A 19,670-nucleotide genomic window follows, 5' to 3' on the forward strand; every position below is an offset into this window, starting at 1 on the left:
GCTGTCCTCTTCGATCTTGTCGAGCACCGATTATGCCAGGTCAACCATTGCTCTCCCAAAACAATGGGGTGCTCCTCGGCATTCCCGGCGCACGTGGTTTAAGTGTCGCGATGATGCCCCGCGCCGAGGAACTGGGTTCGGTCAGTCGTTGTCCATGGACCCCGGTGTGGTCTTGGAGACCTGCACCAGGAACTCGTAGTTGGTCTTCGTCTTGCGCAACTGCGACATCAGCAGGTCGATGGCCTGGTGGGAATCCAGACCCGACAGCACCCGGCGCAGCTTGTGCACGATGCCGAACTCGTCCGGCGACAGCAACAGCTCGTCCTTGCGGGTGCCGGAGGGGTTCACGTCGACCGCCGGGAAGACCCGCCGCTCGGAGATCTTGCGATCCAGCTTCAGCTCGGCGTTACCAGTGCCCTTGAACTCCTCGAAGATGACGGTGTCACCGGTGGATCCGGTCTCGACCATCGCGGTGGCGATGATCGTCAGCGACCCGCCTTCCTCGATGTTTCGGGCGGCACCCAGGAACCGCTTCGGCGGGTACAGGGCGGTGGAGTCGACACCACCGGACAGGATTCGGCCCGACGCGGGCGACGCGTTGTTGTAGGCGCGGCCCAGGCGGGTGATCGAGTCGAGCAGCACCACGACGTCCTTGCCCTGCTCGACCAGGCGCTTGGCCCGTTCGATGGCCAGCTCGGCGACCGAGGTGTGGTCCGACGGCGGCCGGTCGAACGTGGAGGCGATGACCTCGCCCTTGACCGAGCGCGTCATGTCGGTGACCTCCTCGGGCCGCTCGTCGACGAGCACGACCATGAGGTGGCATTCCGGGTTGTTTCGGGTGATCGCGTTGGCGATGTCCTGCAGGATCGTCGTCTTACCCGCCTTGGGCGGCGACACGATCAGTGCGCGCTGGCCCTTACCGATCGGCATGATCAGGTCGATGACCCGGGTGGTCAACCGGTCGGGTGTGGTTTCCAGGCGAAGCCGCTGATTGGGGTAGAGCGGCGTCAGCTTGGAAAAATCGGGGCGCTTCTTCGCGTCCTCGACCGGGCCGCCGTTGACGCTGTCCAGGCGGACGAGCGGGTTGAACTTCTGGCGCTGGTTGGGCTGTTCGCCGTCCTTCGGCACGCGAACCGCACCGGTCACGGCGTCACCGCGGCGCAGGCCGTTCTTGCGCACCATGTTCATCGACACGTAGACGTCATGCGGGCCGGCCAGGTAGCCGGAGGTGCGGACGAACGCGTAATTGTCGAGAACGTCAAGGATTCCGGCGACCGGCTGCACGACGTCGTCTTCACGCAGCTCGGTGTCGCCGCCCTCGCCGGACCGCTCACCGCGCCGCCTGCGATCGCGGAATCGGCGGCCGCGCCGGCCCTGACGGCCCTCGCCGTCGTCGTCCTGCTGGTTCGAGCCGCCACGGGATTGCTGCCCGCCCGATCCTTGCTGGTCACCGCTTTGGTCGCTTCCGCCGTCCTGGCCGCGCTCGTCGTTCTCGCGCTTGCCACCTTGGCGGTTGTCGTCCTCGCGGGTGGTCGCGCCCTCGCGGTTGCGTGGCCGCTCGCCATCCGCATCGTCGCCGGTGCGGGCCGATCCCGGCTCGCGGGAGGCGCTGCGCCGTTCGCGGCGGGGGGCCTCGGTCGTCGAACCGTTCTGGTGGTCCTGGGCGGGCGGTGCGTCAGCGCCGGCGGCGTCGGACTTGCCGCTGTCCTCGGGGGCGGCAGGGGCCGATGTCCCGTTGGACTGTCCCCTGATTTCCTTTATGGCGGCGATGAGTTCGTTCTTGCGCATGCCCGACGTTCCCTTGACGCCGACCTGGTTAGCCAGCGCGCGCAGTTCGGGAAGCACCATGGTCGACAGTGAGCCAACCGGGGCATCGGTTTTGACGTCGGATGTGTCTGGGGTCACGGCGTTCGGCGCGTCATTGCTGTCGGCGCTCGCGTCAGCCGTGAACAGGTCCGTATCGGTCACGGAGTTCCTTTCTTCCCCCGCTGATCAGGTCATTCGGGGGGTTCGTTGCATTCAGCCAAATTTGCCGAGTGCACCCAATCATCGACTCTGCAACGGTGATCGCCTCAGTCGGCGGAGTAGGCGGCGAACCTCGTTCACGAGAAGAATTGGTGTTGTCCTAGCGGCAAGGCAGTATTTATGCAGATGCAGATGCTGCGATTGCTGGACGGGTCCGAGGATAGCCCGCATCCTTGTCGGAAGCAAGCAAACCCTCCGGCCACGCTGTGGATCAACCGGGGACTTTGACTCCCGGGCTCCAGCGAACTCGTTCGCCGGCGGTCATCTCAGTGAGGGCAAATCCGTTCGCGGCCCCGTACTCCACCACTTCCGCGGGCAACTCCGGCTCCGTGCTCAGCGCAATCAGTGCCGGACCGGCCCCCGAAAGTGTCGCTGCCACGTTACTACGCCGCAAGAGCCGCAAATATTCCGCGGAGGCCGGCATCGCCGGCGCGCGCTGCGGTTGATGAAGCACATCCTCGGTGGCCGGCATCAGCAGGTCGGGGCGTTCGGACAGCGCTACCACCAGCAAGGCCGCGCGGCTGACGTTGAACCGGGCGTCGTCGTGGCTCACCCGGTCGGGCAGCAGCACCCGGGTCTCCGCGGTCAGGGAGCGCTCCTGGGGTATCGCGCAGTACAGGTGGATGTCGGGGTGGAGCCGCACCGACGCCGCCGAATACCGGGGCCGCGAACCGGAGTTGTCGATCCAGGACACGATCGCACCGCCGAGCACCGCGGCCGCGGCGTTGTCGGGATGGCCCTCGAACTCCGAGGACAGCTGGATCAGCTGCGCGTCGCTCAAGAGCTCTGACGAATCCACCTGTGCCACAAGGCCATTCGCGGCAGCCAGGCCACCGACCACGGCGGCAGCCGACGAGCCCAGGCCGCGGGAGTGCGGGATGGCGTTGCGGCAGCGGACCACCAGGCCCGCGGCGCGGACGCCCATGGCCCGCAACCCGCATTCGACGGCGCGCACCACCAGGTGTTCCGGGCCCCGCGGCACTTGCTCGGCGCTCTCCCCCTCGACGAGCACCACCAGGCCGGAACCCGTTGTCTCCACGACGATCTCGTCGCTCAGGCTCAACGCCAGGCCGATGCTGTCGAAACCGGGACCGAGGTTGGCGCTGGACGCCGACACCACGGCGCTTGCCACCAGCCCGGCGGGCAGCGGCCGGCTCACCGACGGGCCTTCATTTCAGGCGAGTCCCAGCTTCTCGACGACGAGCACCGGGTCCACCGGCAGCGGGGACACGGCCGGCATGTCCCGCAGCGCGGTGTCGGGATCCTTGAGGCCATTGCCGGTGACCGTGCACACCACCGTCGACCCGCGCGCCACCCAACCGTCGTCGACCGCCTTGAGCAGGCCCGCGATGCTGGCCGCCGACGCGGGCTCGACGAAGACGCCTTCGCTCTCGGCCACCAGGTGGTAGGCGGCCAGGATCTCTTCGTCGGTGGCGGCGAGGAAACGCCCGTTCGACTGCTGCTGCGCGTTGACGGCGGCCGCCCACGACGCGGGGGCACCGATGCGGATGGCGGTCGCGATCGTTTCGGGATGGCTGACCGGGGCGCCGTGCACCAATGGTGCGGCGCCGGCGGCCTGAGTGCCCAGCATGCGGGGCAGCTTGTCGATTACGCCGTCGTGGTGGTACTCGGTGTAGCCCTTCCAGTACGCGGTGATGTTGCCCGCGTTGCCGACCGGGAGGGCGTGCACGTCCGGCGCGGTGCCCAGCGCGTCGACGATCTCGAACGCCGCCGTTTTCTGGCCCTCGATGCGCACCGGGTTCACGGAGTTGACCAGCGCGATCGTCGGGAAGTCGGCGGCCATCTTGCGGGCCAGTTCCAGGCAGTCGTCGAAGTTGCCGTCGATCTGGATGATCTTGGCGCCGTGCATGACGGCCTGCGCCAACTTGCCCATCGCGATCTTGCCCTGCGGGATGAGCACCGCGCAGGTGATGCCGGCGCGAGCCGCGTACGCGGCCGCCGACGCCGAGGTATTGCCCGTCGAGGCGCACAGGACGGCCTGCTGGCCGCGCGCCAGTGCGTCGGTGACCGCCATGGTCATGCCCCGGTCCTTGAACGAGCCCGTGGGGTTGAGGCCCTCGACCTTGAGATGGACCGTGCAGCCGGTCTTTTCCGAGAGGCGCGTGGCTGCGATCAGCGGGGTGCCGCCCTCGAGCAGGGTGACCGGGGTCCAGTCGTCGCCCACCGGCAGCCGGTCGCGGTAGGCGGCGATCAATCCTGGCCACGGCTGGTGCACGGCGGTATGCGGAACGCTCATGAGCCGGTCTCTTCCAGTCGCAGCACACTGGTGACGCCCTGCACGACATCCAAATCCGCCAGGGCATCGACGGTTTCGGACAGCGCGGCGTCGGTTGCGCTGTGGGTGACCACCACGACGCGGGCCCCCACCCGTCGCCCGCCTTCGTCAACCACGCCCTCCTGGCGGACCTCGGCGATGCTCACCTCGCGCTTGGCGAACTCGGCCGCCACCGTGGACAACACGCCGGGCTTGTCGGCGACGTTCATGCTGACGTAGTAGCGGGTGGCGATGAAACCCATTGGGGCGATGGGAAGCTGGGCGTACTTGGATTCCTTCGGCCCGCGGCTGCCCAGCACCCGGTTGCGGGCGGCCATCACCAGGTCGCCGGTCACCGCGGAGGCGGTGGGCGCGCCCCCGGCGCCCTGGCCGTAGAACATCAGCCGGCCGGCGGCCTTGGCCTCGACCACGACCGCGTTGAACGCCCCGTTGACCGTGGCCAGCGGGTGCGACAGCGGCACCAGGGCCGGGTAGACGCGCGCCGAGACCCGTTCCTGCCCATCGTCGCCCGTGATGCGTTCGCAGATGGACAGCAGCTTGATGGTGCAGCCCAGCGCCCGCGCGGAGGCGAAGTCGGCGGGCGTGATCTTGGTGATGCCCTCGCGATAGACGTCGTCGGCGGTCACCCGGGTGTGGAAGGCGATCGATGCCAGGATCGCCGCCTTGGCCGCGGCGTCGTAGCCTTCGACGTCGGCGGTGGGATCGGCCTCGGCGTAGCCCAGCGCGCTCGCCTCGGCCAGGGCGGTCTGGTAGTCGGCGCCGGTGCTGTCCATCGCGGACAGGATGTAGTTGGTGGTGCCGTTGACGATGCCGGCGACCCGCAGCACCGTGTCGCCCGCCAGGGATTGGGTGAGCGGGCGGATGACCGGGATGGCACCGGCCACCGCCGCCTCGAAATACAGGTCGACGTGGGCATTTTCGGCTGCCTGCGCCAACTCACCGGTGGAGGTCGCCAGGAGCGCCTTGTTCGCCGTGACGACGGATTTGCCGTGCTCGAGCGCGCGCAGGATGGCCTTACGGGCCGGTTCCACCGGCCCCATCAACTCCAAGACGATGTCTACGTCTTCGCGGGAGACGAGTTCCTCGATGTTGTCGGTGAGCAGCTCGAGCGGAACGCCGCGGTCGGCGGCGACCCGCCGCACTCCGACGCCGCGCAACACCAAAGGCGCGCCGATACGGGCCGCGAGGTCGTCGGCGCTGTCCTCGATGATTCGGACGACTTCGCTTCCGACGTTGCCGAACCCGAGTACCGCTACGCCGACCGGCTTTTCGTCACGGGGCACCGTTCACCTCACTTCCAGACTCAGTAGATCGTCAACCGTCTCGCGGCGCAGGATCAGGCGGGACCGCCCGGCACGCACCGCCACCACGGCCGGCCGGCAGATCATGTTGTACCGGCTCGACAGCGAATAGCAGTAGGCGCCGGTCGCCGCGATCCCGAGCAGGTCACCGGGCCCCAGGTCGTCGGGCACCCACGCGTCACGCACCACGATGTCACCGCTCTCGCAGTGCTTTCCGACGATCCGGGCCAGCGTCGCCGGCGCGTCGCTGGACCGCGAGACCAGCCGGGCGTCGTACTGCGCGTCATAGAGCGCGGTGCGGATGTTGTCGCTCATGCCGCCGTCCACGCTGACATAGCGGCGCTGCGCGGTGCTGCTCACGTCGACGTCCTTGACGGTGCCCACCTCGTACAGCGTGATGGTCCCCGGCCCGGCGATGGCGCGCCCGGGCTCGACCACCAGCCTCGGGGTGGGCAGCCCGACCGCCGCCGACTCGTTTCCGACGATAGCCGTCAGCTTGGCCGCCAGCTCAGAGACCGGCGGTGGGTCGTCGGTCCCCACGTACGAAATTCCGAGTCCGCCACCGAGATCCACGGTGACGATCTGACGCGTCTTGTCGACGCCGAATTCGTCGACGATCTGGTGCAGCAGCCCGATGACGCGGTGCGCGGCGACCTCGAACCCGTCGACGTCGAAGATCTGGGAACCGATGTGGCTGTGCAGCCCCACCAGGCGCAGGTGATCGGTGGCGAACACCCGGCGCACCGCGGCCATCGCCGCTCCGCTGGACACCGACAGACCGAACTTCTGGTCCTCGTGTGCGGTCGAGATGAACTCGTGCGTGTGCGCCTCGACCCCGACCGTGAGACGGACGTAGACGTCCTGAACGATGCCGGCGTCGGCCGCGATCGTGTCGAGGCGCTCGATTTCGATCATCGAGTCCACGACGATGCGGCCCACACCGGCTTTGACCGCCGCGGTCAGTTCCGCGGCCGACTTGTTGTTGCCGTGGAAGGTGATCCGCTCCGGCGGGAAGTCGGCGTGCAGCGCGACGGCGAGCTCACCGCCGGTGGACACGTCCAGCGAGAGACCCTCCTCGTCGACCCAGCGGGCGATCTCGCTGCACAGGAACGCCTTGGCCGCGTAGCAGACGTTGTGTCCGCCGCCGAATGCCTTCGCGAGTTCGCGGCAGCGGGAGCGGAAGTCGTCCTCGTCGACGACGAACAGCGGTGTGCCGTACTCCCGGGCGAGCTCCGTCACCGGGATTCCGGCGAGGCTGACCACACCGGCGTCGTCGCGATCGATGTTGCGGGGCCAGACATTCGGCGCGAGCCGCAGCAGCTCGTCGGGAGATTGCGGTCGCGGCGGGCTGTCGGGGTGCCGGGTTTCTTCGGCGTGCCGGGGACCGGCCGGGTGCACGTTCACATTCGCTCCGGAGCGGTGACACCGAGGATCGTCAGCCCATTGGCGATGACCTGGCGGGTCGCCTGGCACAGCGCCAGGCGCGCGGTGTGCAGGTCGGTGGGCTGTTCATCGCCCTGGGGCAGCACCCGGCACGAATCGTAGAACCGGTGGTAGTCACCGGCCAGGTCTTCCAGGTAGCGGCATACCCGGTGCGGTTCGCGCAGGGCGGCAGCCGTTTTCAGCACGCGGGGGAATTCACCGATGCTGCGCAGCAGCGTCCCCTCCTTGTCGTGGGTGAGCAGCTCGAGGTGCCCCGTGTCGGGGACCAGGCCCAGTTCCGCGGCGTTGCGGGCCAGCGCCGACAGCCGGGCGTGCGCGTATTGCACGTAGTAGACCGGGTTTTCATTCGACGCCGAGGACCACAGCGCCAGGTCGATGTCGATCGGGGTGTCGACCGAGGAGCGGATCAGGCTGTAGCGCGCCGCGTCGACGCCGATCGCCTCGACCAGGTCATCGAGCGTGATCACGGTCCCGGCCCGCTTGCTCATCCGGACCGGTGCCCCGTCGCGGACCAGGTTGACCATCTGCCCGATCAGCACCTCGACCCTCGCCGGGTCGTCGCCGAAGGCGGCGGCCACCGCCTTGAGCCGCGCGATATACCCGTGGTGGTCGGCGCCGAGCATGTAGATGCACAGGTCGAAGCCGCGCTGCCGCTTGTCCAGGTAGTAGGCGATGTCACCGGCGATGTAGGCCGGCTTGCCGTCGCTCTTGATCACGACGCGGTCTTTGTCGTCACCAAAGGCACTGGTGCGCAACCAGGTTGCGCCGTCCTTCTTGTAGATGTTGCCGGTGTCGCGCAGCCGGGCGATGGCCTGGTCGACTCGGCCACTGGTGTGCATCGAGTCTTCGTGGGTGTAGACGTCGAAGTCGGTGCCGAACTCGTGCAAGGACTCCTTGATGTGGGTGAACATCAGGTCGACACCGATTTCGCGGAACGTCTCATGCATCTCGGCGCCGGGCAGGCTCAGCGCGTCGGGCGCCTTGGCCAGCACCTGCGCGGCGATGTCGTTGATGTAGGCACCGGCGTAGCCGTCCTCGGGCGTCGGTTCACCCTTGGCGGCGGCGATCAGCGAGCTGGCGAAGCGGTCGATCTGGGCGCCGTGGTCGTTGAAGTAGTACTCGCGCAGGACGTCGGCGCCCTGGGTGGTCAGCAGCCGGCCGAGCGCGTCGCCGACGGCGGCCCAGCGGGTGCCGCCGATGTGGATCGGTCCGGTGGGGTTGGCCGAGACGAATTCCAGGTTGATCTTGTGGCCGCCCAGCGCGTCGGAGTGACCGAAGCCGTCGCCGGCGTCGATGACGGCGTTGACGATCTTGGCCTGCGCCGACGCCTCAAGGCGCAGGTTGATGAAGCCGGGACCGGCCACCTCCGCCGAGGCGACGCCGTCGGCCCGCGACAGGGCCTCGGCCAGCCAGCCGGCCAGCTCCCGGGGGTTGGCGCCGACCTTCTTGCCCAGCTGCAGCGCCAGATTGCTGGCGTAGTCGCCGTGCTCGGGGTTGCGGGGCCGCTCCACGGTGACCGTCGCCGGTAAGGCGGCAGCATCCAGCCCGCGCTCGGCCAGCACCGCGGAGGCGGTGGTCCTGAGCAGCTCGGCGAGGTCAGCGGGCGTCACGAGCGTCCATCCTATTGGCTGAGGTGCCCGCGCCCCGAATCCATTGCGGTGACGAAGCGGACACCGACATGCGCTAGTCTGGCGGGGCCCAATGGCGCAACGCCAATGCCGTAGCGCCCCCGTAGCTCAGGGGATAGAGCGTCTGCCTCCGGAGCAGAAGGCCGCAGGTTCGAATCCTGCCGGGGGCACTCATGTTTCTTGCAGGTCAGACTGTGTTTCCGTTAGTCAGCTCGGCTGATGAAAACGCCATTTCGGGCCGCAGTGCCACGAGGATGTCGCAACTGTTCCCAAAGTCTTCCGGCCAGCAAAAGCGCATCGTCCTCACCTTGCCTGGAGTCGCCATCAGGCACGCTGAATCGTTCACCGCGCATTAACCGGACTCAGATGGTGCGTTTCAGCCCGACGTGAGCGGCGTGGTACCCGAGCCGGCGATAGAACGCCCGAGCCCTTTCGCGAGCCTCGTCTGTGGTCACCTGCGCCAGCTGTGCCCCGTGTGCTCGGCCGTAGTTGTGTGCCCACTCGACTAGTGCAGTACCAAGACCCTGTGCGCGTTCGGCTTTGGCGACCCGTAATCCCTCGATCTGCAGCCGGGTGGCGCCGCCGCGGGAAAGGCCGGGAATGATCGTCAATTGCACAGTCGCGACGACTATATCGGAACCGTTCAGGACGACTCCGAGATAGTTGGATCGGTTGCGAACGACGATGTCGTAGGCCGCCTCGTAGCGTTCGAGTTCGGCGTCTTCGCGTTCCTGACCGAATTCGTCGTCGGAGAGCAGCTGGGCGATCACCCCCACGTGTTCGCGCGTCGCGCGCTGCACACGATATGTGCGGCCCGCTACCCGCAGCAGTCCTCGAACCGAGGACTGCGCCAGTGCCTGTAGGCGCGCCACCAACAGGTCCAGCCACGCCCCCACGTTGGTTCGTGCCTCCGCGGTATCCGGGTAGCGGCATCGCAGATGTAGCCCGGACTCGTCCTGGATGAACCAGAGCATGACGCCGTCGGTGTCAACGCTCGCGCTCACATACTGGGCGTCGAGTCCGACCGAGTCGATGCGCACCGGAAGTCTGCTTTGGTCCAGCCAGGAAATCGCGAACATGCCAGGCGCGATGGGCATTCCACCCCACGGAGCCAGTACGTCGGCCAGTGGCCAGGAACCAAGCTGCACGGCTTCTTTGACGGCGGTGGCCGCGGCGTGCGGCTCGGCAACCGCCGACTCCAGGACCGAATTGGTGATGAACCAGCCCACCGAGTCGTGCCATTTGTCTTCAAATCGGCTGTGCACGGGGAAGACCGCGCGCAGCGGCGCCCCGGCCAACTCGCGGGTCACCGCGGTCATGGCGACCACGGCGAGTGCCAGCGTCGAGACACCGTCGTCGCGTGCCTGCGCGGCGAACGCGGCGCCGTCATCGACATCGAACACGTCACGCACTTCAACGCGTTCCGGATGCGGCCCGGACTCACCCAACGGCAGCGGAAACCGTGGCATCACCCCACCGCTGTCGCTGATGATTTGTGCCCATCGCGCGCGCACGCGTTCCGGTGCCGCGGGAAGGTCCAGCAGTGCTTGCGTGTGCACGACAAATGCCGGCGGCGGTTGCGGCGACGACATGCGTCCGATCCGGGCGTCGGCGAGCATCGACAACAGGTCCCGGGCAATCACCAGCATTGACCACATGTCCACGTGGGCGTGGTCGGCGGCGATCACCACCGTCAATCCGGCGGCAGTCTCCAGCACGCACAATCGATGTGAGGGCCGCTGATAGGGCGAGCACGTCGCATTGAGAACCACTCGCAGTGCGTCGTTGACCGCCTGGCCCGGAGCGATCTCATGCTCGACCCACTGGCCTGGGTGAATATCGATCTCATTCAGTTGCGGATCGCCGGCCGCCCCGGGTGTGAATGCCGTTCGCAGGGTGCCGTGGCGGGCGATCACGGCCAGCCACGCATCGGCCAACGATTGGCGGCTGACCCCCGCCGGCAACCGGATGGACAGAGCCATCCAGGAGCCGGGTCGTGCGCCCGCACCGACGTGTATGCGCTGGTCGAAAGACACCGGGAGCTGGCGGCCGAGGTCAGACACCGACACGTCGTAGCCCCAGAGTCGTCCAAAGGGTAGCCGCAGGTGCGCGACGTTGGTCAGCCGCATGGCGGTACCTTAACGCCCCGGTTAGCCTGAATGCTCGGTCTGCGCGGTCGGCTCCGGGGCGAGCCGTCCGGTCGTGAGAAGAGTTGCGTGATGTCCACTTTCGTGGTTCCCGGAGCGGAGCTTGCGGTCGAACTGAGCGATGAAGGTGGTCATCCGGTAGTTCAACTGCATGGACTTACCTCCAGCCGCGCGCGTGACCGGGTGCTCAATCTCGACCTCGGCAGGGGCCTCAGCGGGACCCGACTGCTGCGGTACGACGCACGCGGCCATGGCAAGTCGACGGGGCGCAAGGTCCCGGAGGATTACCGATGGGAAAGCCTTGCCGAGGATCTTCTGCAGCTGCTCGACGAATGGTTTCCCGGCGAACGGGTGCACGGAGTCGGCCCGTCCATGGGTACCGGCACGCTGCTGCACGCGGCTGCCCGCGAGCCGGACCGTTTCGCCGGGCTCACGCTCATGGTGCCGGCCACCGCGTGGGAAACCCGGCCCGCGCAGGCCGAGATCTACGAGGTTGCGGCCGAAATTATCGAGACCGAGGGAGTCGGGGCATTCATCGCGTCGGCGCGTGGGGTGACTCCGCCGCCGGCCACGGTCGGCGCGCCCGAAACAGTTCCCGATGTGGCCGACGCGCTGCTGCCGTCACTGTTTCGGGGTGCGGCCCTCAGCGACCTGCCCGCCCGCGAAGCGGTCGCACGAATCGATGTGCCGACGACGATTCTGGCCTGGGTCAACGACCCGGCGCATCCGATGTCGACAGCGGAATCGCTTGCCGCACTGATGCCGCGGTCAACGCTCACCGTGGCGCACACCCCGGCCGATGTCGAGACCTGGCCCCAGATCCTGAGCCAAGACGTAGCCCGCAGAGGCTGACTTGTACACGGACGCCACGTCGGCTCCCGCCTGGGCCGCGTCGGCGTCTTGCATGGTGTAGACCATCAGCGGCTTCCGTCTCTGTGGAGTCCCCACCCCGTACGCCGGCCCGAATCAATCGAGAGATCCCAGATGAATCCCGCGGCGACTGAGCGCACTGCGCAGCCACCACGTTGGCCCACGCGGCGGCGACGCCTTCAGGTGATCAGATTTGTAATCGGTTGTCGCACAACGGATTTCGTTTCGGCCGAGCCGAGGCATCCGACAACGATCCGACTCGCACACCCGCGTTATGCCTCTGAACTGCGAATATGTGGCTCAATTCCGCAGTTATTGTTCCTGCCGGGGGCACCAACATTCTCGCAGGTAGGCCGGCTTACAACCGTCGGCCCGGGCGGGTTAGATCGTCAGCATGGGCGAACGTGTGACGTTCCAAGGTTCCACGGGCGCGACTCTGGCAGGCGTCATCGAGATGCCGGACGGGGCGGTGCGGGGCTGGGGCGTGTTCGCGCACGGCTTCACCCTCGGTAAGGACTCGCCCGCCGCCGCGAGGATCTGCAAGCAACTGGCCGCCGACGGCATCGGCATGCTGCGCTTCGATGCGTTGGGCCTGGGCGGGTCCGAGGGCGACTGGGGCGACGGGTCGTTCACCGTCAAAGTCGACGACATCGCCAAGGCGTGCGAATTCATGACCAACCGCGGAACCCCGGCCGACATCCTGATCGGGCACTCCTGGGGCGGCGCGGCGGTGCTCGCCGCGGCTCGGCAATCGCCGGGAGTGCGGTCGGTGGTGACGGTCGCGGCGCCGGTCGACCCGAGCCACGTCGAAAAGCATTACGACGCAGTCGTCGATCGCTGCCTAACCGAGGGCAGCGCCGAATGGATGGTCGGCGGGCGCACGCTGACACTCAAGCGGGCATTCGTCGAGGATGTGCGTCGGGCCCACCTACGCGACAAGATCAAGGGTTTGCGCCTGCCGCTGCTCATCCTGCACTCGCCCACCGACAACACGGTCGGCATCGAGAACGCGAGCGAGATCTTCCGCTTGGCCCGTCATCCCCGCAGCTTCGTCTCGCTGGAGGGGTCGGATCACTTTCTCGCCGCCCGCGGGCAGGCGCACCGGGCGGGGCGCATCATCGGCGCCTGGGCCGACGCGTACCTGGGCGACAACAGCCAGGTCAAGTAGGCACACCAGCCGATGCGATGCTCACCCGCCGACGCCGGGGGCACGTTCGCCAAGCTCCCCGCGATCGCTGATGTCCAGGACTTCGACCTCGTACCTGTCCGACAACTCCTGGCCGAACGCCATGGCCTCCGGGCCTCCGTCGGTGTCGAGGAGGCCCAGCTCGACGATGCCACCCATCCGCGCCCGGTACTCGGCACGCGGGCTGATCTTCATCGTCGGCGGTGGCCGGAACGGCAGCACGTCATGCAGCACGACCTTGCCGACAACCAGATACGACCACGGCGCATCCGTGACCTTCAGTTGCGGCGCCACTCGCGAGGCCAACTGCGACACCTTCGGGAACCCGCGCGCCCGCGCGATCACGTCCGCGACCTCGATATCGGCGTACCATCCGCACTCGCACTCCGGCGCCGGCGGCATGTGTTCCGGGTTGTAGCGGCATTCGGCGGCGGACCATTTCGTCGGCCAGGTCATTTCCCCGTAATACGGGGATCGCAGCACATCCCCGGCCATTCCCGTCCAAAAGCGAAAACCGACGGCGGTTTCCAGGCGGCCGAAACCGGGTGCGATGAGCCGGTCGTCCAGCCAGTCGTGCAGCCCGGGCATCGCGGCCTCGATCGCTGCCAAGGCGTGCTCGAAGTCAGCGCCAAAGACCGGGTTCCGGACGTCGACGCACCTGAGCCGGGCGTCGTCGACGCCACCCGCTCGCAACACCTCCACATGTTCGCGGCCCAACGCCACCACCAGATCGGCGGCGAGGTGCTCAGGACCGACCAGCGCAGCCCGATGGCCCGCCGGGGCGGGATAACCATTCGCGGACAGCACCGAGCACGCTTGCTCATCGGCCGTATCGCCCACCCACGCGAGGGTGCCCGCACTGGAGACCCGCACCACGTCTTTTAGGCCACGCTCCCGCAGCTGCTCGGCGAACAGCGCCGCGGCCATCACCGATCGAGCACGGTTGAAACTGCATACGAACGCGACGTGCAGCCGAGGGTTACTCACCGTCCGCACCGCATCCCACGCAGCGCAGCGAGCTCATGGAAGTCCTTCAATCGAGGGTGACCGTTGTATGCGACTCGCCTCGAACAGATTTGAGTCGGTCGCCAGCTTATCGGTGGGGTCTCGGGTCAGCCGGCTCAGTCTCGTGCCAGGACGAACGCCTCGATGTGGCGCTTCCCGGCCCGCGCTTCGTACTTCCGCCAGCCGGGATACAGCTTGAGGCCTGTCGCCCAGATCTCGTCCCGCTCGCCGGGTGTGGCGAGCCGCGCGGTGGCATGCCAGGTGTCGCGCCCAATGGTTACGGTCGCTTCCGGGTAGGCCTTCAGGTTGTGATACCAGGCGGGATGCTTGGCGCCGCCGAAGTTCGACGCGATGAGGGCCAACCCATCGGGATGCGGGATTCCGTACACGGCGACGGTGCGGGGCTCCCCGGACTTGGCGCCGGTGGTGGTGAGCATCACCACGGGGATGCCGGTTGCGAGCCCGGCGAAACTGCTCCTGCCCCCGCTGACCCTGGTGACGAGGCGGTCGAGGTGGTGGGCCGTGGGGCGAAGGAGCGCCGAACCCGGCTTCGTGGATGCGAATCGACGCATCATCCGGTGGAACGCATTGGCGTCATCGAAGGACTGTCCGGCCATGGTGTCATTGTGGCCCGGCCGACGGCTGCTTCGGGCCTATTCGCCGAGCGGAAAATCCGAATGAAAACGCGTCACGCGCGTCGCTTACAGCACTAAGCTGCAGCTCGTGGGCAAGAATGTGTTTGCCAACGGCCGTGGGCGCTGGCTGGCCATCGGCGCCTCGTTCGCGCTCGCGGCCGGCATGGTCTACGCCCAAGACACCAAGCCCCGCTGCTGCGCGCCGAACGCGCTGGCGGCGGCCCCCACCGCCGCGGCGGCCGCACCCCCCGCCGCGGCGGCGGCCGCACCGTCAAGCGGGCCGCACACCGCCACTCCCGCGGAAGTCGAGATGCTGGCCGCAAACGCACCCGCCGCGGCCCAACAGTTCCAGGTCGCCTTGCCCCATGGCATCGCGTCGGAGGAGCGGCTGCAGGTCAAGACGATCTGGGCGGAGCGTGCCATCAGCGTGCTGTTTCCGCAGATCACGACCATCTACGGTTATCGCGAAGATCCGCTGCCATGGCATCCCAACGGGTTGGCGATCGACGTGATGATCCCCAACCACGCCAGCCCCGAGGGCATCGAGCTCGGCAACCAGATCGCCGGGTACGCCCTGGCGAATGCCAAACGATGGGGAATCAACCACGTGATCTGGCGGCAGAAGATCTATCCAGGCGTCGGCGGCGGAAGCTGGACCGCCGACCTCGGCTCGGAGACCCTGAACCACTACGACCACGTGCACATCGCCACCAATGGTGGCGGGTACCCGACCGGGCACGAGGTCTACTACATCGCCTCGATGACGCCGGCGCCGAAGCAGTGACCGACGTCGTCTGACAAGGGATCCACTCGCGCTCGCCTGCGGCGATAGCCCACCAAGAATTTGTTGAGAAGCCGTTAAGGCCTCGTGCTGATTCTGTGATCAACGCACCCAGCGTCCACCAGAAACCCCAGCACAAGGAGACCCCGATGTTTTCTCGCCGTTTCACCGCCACCGTTGTCGGCACCGCCGCCCTGGCCCTGGCCGCGCTCGGGCTCGCGGGCACCGCGGGCGCGAGCTCGGTCGATGACGCTTTCCTCGCCCAACTGGCTTCCGACGGCATCACCCCGCCGAGCGCCTCGGTCGCCATCAAGGACGCCCACGCCGTCTGCAACGCCCTCGACCAGGGCCACTCGAGCAAGGACGTCATTAGCGCCGTGGCCCAGGCCACCGGCCTGAGCAACAAGGGCTCGAAGACATTCGCGGTCGACGCGGCTTCGGCATACTGCCCGCAGTACGTCACCTCGGCCTGACACCGACCACCACGGTGCGGGGACCCGGAGCGGGTCCCCGCATCCGTTTATGGTCGCCGCAGCAGGAACAAGCTGTAGGCAGCGACAGACTGCGCGTCGGCGATCACCCCGGAACGGATCATCTGCTCGACGTCCTCGCGGTCGAACCAGGCGCTGCGCAGGTCCTGTTCCTCGTGCTCGAGATCCGGCTCCCCCTCGGCGATACCGGTGGCCAGGAACACCCAGCCACGCTGGCTGGTCATGCCTGGAGCGACGTCGAGCTTGCCGAGCACCTCGAACGACGTCGCGCTCAATCCCGTCTCCTCGCGCAGCTCGCGCTCGGCCAACGCCGACGGGTCGGTATCCGCCAAGCCGGGGGCGGTGCCTTGCGGGAATTCCCACCGCCGCGCCCCGAGCGGATACCGGAACTGCTCGACCAGCCGGAAGCGGTGCCCGTCGAACGGCATCACCAGCGCGTAGTCCGGCTTGTCCACCACGCCGTAAATGCCGGGGCTGCCGTCCGGGCGACGGATGTCGTCTTCGCGGAGCACCATCCATTGGCTCCGGTAGACCTCGCGGGAGGCGACGCATTCGATGAAGGGCACCCGACCAGTATCGCGGCCGGCCCGCGGCGCGTCCCGTTACCGTGCGGCCGTGAAGCGGTCGTAGGTCCGGCGCAGTGCGCCGCGGTCGACGGAATGCAGCACCCGGGTGAGCGCCGCGAACACGTCGACGTGTCCGACGGTCGGGTCCGCCGTTTCGCCACGGGTGTATTCCCAGGGCAAGGGCCGTCCGCGGCGCAGCACTTCCCCGAGGTACCACACGGCACCGTCGACGAACGGCGCATTGCTCTCCTCTTCCAGGAGCTGCTCGGGTGTCGCGGCCCTCCGAATGACGAGCTCTTCCAACGCGTCAAGGGACTGCGGGGAGAAATCCCACACAGCGTCGCCACCGTAATGACTTGCCCAGACCGGGAATTGGGCCCCGCGCTCGGCGAGCCAGCACCTCAGATATTCTCCGTTCGAGAACCGCTGTGTCGCTTGGCTTTTGGCTCGAAGTCGGCGCTTGCTGGATTCTTCGACCCGGTCGCGGACCTCGGCCACCCACCGGTATCCCTCGACACGATCCCGCCATTTCGCCAGTTCCTCCTGGGCGGCGACGGTGACGGGATTGTCGTCACCGAAGACCCGGGCTTCGTCGTCGGCCAGGGCTTGCCAGGTGGCGACCTTGGCCCCCCAATCCTCGGGTTCGGACTCCCAGAGCGCGATGGTGTGCCGCGCGATCAGCGTGTGACGGTGGTCGTGGCCGAGTTTCTCGCGCATCACCTCGACCAGCGACTCGAGCTGAGCCATGGCGCCCGCGCCGTCCACCGACTCGCCGTGCCACTGCGCCAGCGACAGCCGCATACCCAGGGTGTCCTCGTGGTGCTCGCCAAGCACCACGCGCCGTGCCGCAAGGACGCGCTCGCCCTCGGCGATGGCGCCCGGGTAGTCACCGAGCTCCTTGAGCTGATGCGCCACTCGATCCCTGGACGTCAGCGCGGTGGGATGCTCGGCGCCCAGCACACGTTCTTCGTCGGCCAGCAGCTGCGACCATTCGGTGAGCGCCGCCCGCCCCTCCGGCTGCGGCCGGTCGGCGAACATGTGGCGCGCGGTCAACGTGGTGATGTGGTTGCGGCCGAGCACCTCGTGGAGTTCGGGTACCAGCTGCTCGAGAGCGGCATAGGCCCCGGCCTGGTCCCCCATTTGGAGCTGGAGGTGCACCAGCGCGAGCTCCATGTCCAAGACGTTTGGATGCCGTTCCCCCAAGATCGGCCGGCAGACCGCGACCAGCTCGCCCATCAGCGGCAACGCCCCGGCGAAATCGGCCGCGGCAATGCGCTCCGAGATGAGTCGGGTCAAGGCGGCGAGCGGCCCGGGCAGTTCAGGCTGCGTCATACCGCTATCGAATCTCGCATGCGGCCCCCTCGCAATTCACTCCGTCTTAGCAGGCGTCTGGTGTCGCGCTGGCATGAACCGGCAGGGTATCCGATAGTCATAGGGACAAATGCCAACGTCAGCAGAGGTGGGGGCTATGCCGGACGCTCGGAAGCGTGAGTGACCATGCGCGGCCACATCATCGTGAGCGGCGACGACGCACTGGCGACCACGATCGTCGAGGAGCTCAACAACGCCGGCGTGCACATCGTCAAGGTCCGCACCGCCGGCGAGCTCGACACCGTCGGGGTAACCCGCGCCCGCGCCGTGATCTGCGTGGGAGACGACGACGCGACCAATCTCGAAATCGCGCTGCTGGCAAGGAAGGCCAATCCGCGCGTGCGTGTGGTGGCGCGACTGGCCAACGACGTGCTGCGGACGGCGATGGCCGCCGACAAGCGCCCCGGGGCGATCTTGGACGTCGCCGACCTCGCGGCGCCCTCCGTCGTCGAGGCATGTCTGGCGCACACCGTGCACCCGTTCGAGGCGGCGGGCATCGAGTTCGTCGTCTCCGGCGCCGAGGCGCCGTACGGCGCGACGCTGCGCGAGATCTACGGCGATCTGGCGCCGGTGGCGGTGATTCACGGCGAGAACTGCGCCACTCCCGGCGAGGTGGTGTCCTGTCCGGGCCGCGATCTGCCGATCCACGCCGGCGACTGGACCGCGATGATAGGCACCGCCGACGAATTGGCCGCCCGCGGCATCAAAGTTCCGCTGCCGACGGTGACGCGCTATCGCCTGCCCCGGCTGCGGCGGGTACTCGACGGCGCGCGCGCCCTGCGCGACGATGTCAACCCGATGTTTGCGCGAGCACTGCTGGCCGCCGCGTGCTTGCTGATCGGCTCGACGATCGTGCTGCGCTTCAGCTACCAGCCGCGTCCGAAGATGACGTGGCTCGACGCGCTGTATTTCAGCACCGAGACGATCGCGACGGTGGGTTACGGCGATTTCAGCTTCCTGCAGCAACCCACATGGTTGCGGCTGTTCAGCATCATGTTGATGTTCGCCGGCGTGACCACCACCGCGCTGCTCGTCGCTTTCATCGCCGACCTGCTCTTATCGCGACGTTTCGCCCACTCGGTGGGCCGCCGGCGGGCGCGCCATCTTCGCAACCACGTGATCGTCGTCGGGCTCGGTTCGTTCGGGAGCCGCGTGGTTGCCGACCTGAGGTCAGCCGGATACGACGTCGCGGTGATCGAGCGGGACGAGAACAACCGCTACCTGTCGACGGCGGCCGACCTTGACGTGCCGGTGATCTTCGGGGACGCGACGTTGCGGCAGACGCTGGAGGCCGCGCGCGTCGAGCACGCCCGCGCGGTGGCGGTGCTGACCCAGGACGACATGGTGAACATCGAGACCGGGATCGTGCTGCGCGAGATGCTGGGCCCGCGGGTGAAGCCCGGGGTCGTCCGGCGCGACGTCCCCCTGGTGCTGCGCGTCTACGACCGGACACTGGGGGCCGCGGTGGCGCAGCGGTTCGGATTCGAAAACGTCCGGTCTACCGTCGAACTTGCCGCACCCTGGTTCATCGGCGCCGCGATGGGCCTGCAGGTGCTGGGCACGTTTTCCGTCGGGCAGCGCTCGTTCATGATCGGCGGGATGCACGTGGCACCCGGCAGCGAACTCGACGGGCTGAAGATGTTCGAACTGTCCACCCAGACCCGTGTCATCGCGATCACGCGTAAGGACGCGCCGGTCGAGCTTCATCCGCGACGTGACGCCTGGCTGCGCGGCGGCGACACGGTTTACCTCGTGGGCCCGTACCGCGAGTTGTTGGCGACGCTGCGCAAGGGTCAGCCTCCCCAGGAGCCGGCGGCCGGGGACGAGCGCGCGTCGGCCTAGTGGCGATCGCAAGCGCGGCGCAGCCGCGCGCGGCGGGTCGCCACCATCGGCCCAGTGGTGATCGCAAGCGCGGCGCAGCCGCG

16 protein-coding genes and 1 tRNA gene are annotated in these 19,670 nt (G+C 67.8%); 6 read left to right on the forward strand and 11 right to left on the reverse strand.

Annotated features, from left to right (window positions below; genetic code table 11):
* Positions 1-141 precede the first annotated feature (141 nt).
* The 6 genes from rho to argS form a co-directional block, all read right to left on the reverse strand.
* The gene (rho, locus tag G6N51_RS11800; protein WP_083170172.1) at positions 142-1,968 is read right to left on the reverse strand and encodes a transcription termination factor Rho; all 1,827 of its coding nucleotides are present in this window, start codon (positions 1,966-1,968) and stop codon (positions 142-144) included.
* Between the two features lie 268 nt (positions 1,969-2,236).
* A complete protein-coding gene (gene thrB / locus G6N51_RS11805) occupies positions 2,237-3,184 on the reverse strand; it encodes a homoserine kinase (RefSeq protein WP_083170158.1) in 948 nt (315 codons plus the stop codon).
* Between the two features lie 15 nt (positions 3,185-3,199).
* Positions 3,200-4,282 (reverse strand): threonine synthase, encoded by a 1,083-nt coding sequence (gene thrC / locus G6N51_RS11810; protein ID WP_083170156.1) that lies wholly within the window; start codon positions 4,280-4,282, stop codon positions 3,200-3,202.
* Positions 4,279-5,604: a homoserine dehydrogenase gene (locus G6N51_RS11815; protein ID WP_083170154.1), complete on the reverse strand. Its 1,326-nt coding sequence runs from the start codon at positions 5,602-5,604 to the stop codon at positions 4,279-4,281. The genes thrC and G6N51_RS11815 overlap by 4 nt, the downstream gene beginning before the upstream one ends.
* A gap of 3 nt (positions 5,605-5,607) precedes the next feature.
* Complete coding sequence (gene lysA, locus G6N51_RS11820; protein WP_083170152.1) at positions 5,608-7,026, reverse strand: diaminopimelate decarboxylase; 1,419 nt, start codon at positions 7,024-7,026, stop codon at positions 5,608-5,610.
* The gene (gene argS / locus G6N51_RS11825; RefSeq protein WP_083170150.1) at positions 7,023-8,675 is read right to left on the reverse strand and encodes an arginine--tRNA ligase; all 1,653 of its coding nucleotides are present in this window, start codon (positions 8,673-8,675) and stop codon (positions 7,023-7,025) included. The genes lysA and argS overlap by 4 nt, the downstream gene beginning before the upstream one ends.
* A gap of 115 nt (positions 8,676-8,790) precedes the next feature.
* On the opposite strand from argS, the gene G6N51_RS11830 reads away from it, so the two are divergent.
* Positions 8,791-8,863: transfer RNA gene (locus tag G6N51_RS11830), tRNA-Arg, on the forward strand.
* Positions 8,864-9,055: 192 nt separating this feature from the next.
* Here the strand turns inward: G6N51_RS11830 and G6N51_RS11835 are convergent.
* Entirely contained in the window at positions 9,056-10,822 is a 1,767-nt protein-coding gene (locus tag G6N51_RS11835; protein ID WP_083170148.1) for a GNAT family N-acetyltransferase, read from the reverse strand.
* A 90-nt stretch (positions 10,823-10,912) separates the two neighbouring features.
* On the opposite strand from G6N51_RS11835, the gene G6N51_RS11840 reads away from it, so the two are divergent.
* Positions 10,913-11,692: an alpha/beta fold hydrolase gene (locus G6N51_RS11840; RefSeq protein WP_083170146.1), complete on the forward strand. Its 780-nt coding sequence runs from the start codon at positions 10,913-10,915 to the stop codon at positions 11,690-11,692.
* Between the two features lie 412 nt (positions 11,693-12,104).
* On the forward strand, positions 12,105-12,878 hold the full coding sequence (locus tag G6N51_RS11845) for an alpha/beta hydrolase family protein (protein WP_083170144.1): 774 nt from the start codon (positions 12,105-12,107) through the stop codon (positions 12,876-12,878).
* 21 nt (positions 12,879-12,899) lie between these two features.
* On the opposite strand, the gene G6N51_RS29670 is transcribed toward G6N51_RS11845, so the two are convergent.
* Together G6N51_RS29670 and G6N51_RS11855 are read right to left on the reverse strand one after the other, a co-directional pair.
* On the reverse strand, positions 12,900-13,883 hold the full coding sequence (locus G6N51_RS29670) for an arsenate reductase/protein-tyrosine-phosphatase family protein (RefSeq protein ID WP_083170494.1): 984 nt from the start codon (positions 13,881-13,883) through the stop codon (positions 12,900-12,902).
* A gap of 134 nt (positions 13,884-14,017) precedes the next feature.
* Positions 14,018-14,518, reverse strand: a complete 501-nt coding sequence (locus G6N51_RS11855) for a nitroreductase family deazaflavin-dependent oxidoreductase (RefSeq protein ID WP_083170142.1) — start codon at positions 14,516-14,518, stop codon at positions 14,018-14,020.
* A 106-nt stretch (positions 14,519-14,624) separates the two neighbouring features.
* Between G6N51_RS11855 and G6N51_RS11860 the strand changes: the two genes are divergently transcribed.
* The gene (locus G6N51_RS11860; protein WP_232078346.1) at positions 14,625-15,320 is read left to right on the forward strand and encodes a glycoside hydrolase; all 696 of its coding nucleotides are present in this window, start codon (positions 14,625-14,627) and stop codon (positions 15,318-15,320) included.
* A 146-nt stretch (positions 15,321-15,466) separates the two neighbouring features.
* Positions 15,467-15,790 (forward strand): DUF732 domain-containing protein, encoded by a 324-nt coding sequence (locus tag G6N51_RS11865; protein ID WP_083170490.1) that lies wholly within the window; start codon positions 15,467-15,469, stop codon positions 15,788-15,790.
* A 47-nt stretch (positions 15,791-15,837) separates the two neighbouring features.
* On the opposite strand, the gene G6N51_RS11870 is transcribed toward G6N51_RS11865, so the two are convergent.
* Positions 15,838-16,323, reverse strand: coding sequence for an NUDIX domain-containing protein (locus G6N51_RS11870; protein ID WP_232075529.1), 486 nt, complete (start codon positions 16,321-16,323; stop codon positions 15,838-15,840).
* 87 nt (positions 16,324-16,410) lie between these two features.
* On the reverse strand, positions 16,411-17,706 hold the full coding sequence (locus G6N51_RS29195; protein ID WP_083170138.1) for a tetratricopeptide repeat protein: 1,296 nt from the start codon (positions 17,704-17,706) through the stop codon (positions 16,411-16,413).
* A 165-nt stretch (positions 17,707-17,871) separates the two neighbouring features.
* On the opposite strand from G6N51_RS29195, the gene G6N51_RS11880 reads away from it, so the two are divergent.
* The gene (locus tag G6N51_RS11880) at positions 17,872-19,587 is read left to right on the forward strand and encodes an NAD-binding protein (protein ID WP_083170136.1); all 1,716 of its coding nucleotides are present in this window, start codon (positions 17,872-17,874) and stop codon (positions 19,585-19,587) included.
* The last annotated feature ends 83 nt before the right edge of the window (positions 19,588-19,670 follow it).

The organism is Mycobacterium paraseoulense, from assembly GCF_010731655.1.
In the GTDB taxonomy this organism is placed as follows: Bacteria; Actinomycetota; Actinomycetes; order Mycobacteriales; family Mycobacteriaceae; genus Mycobacterium; species Mycobacterium paraseoulense.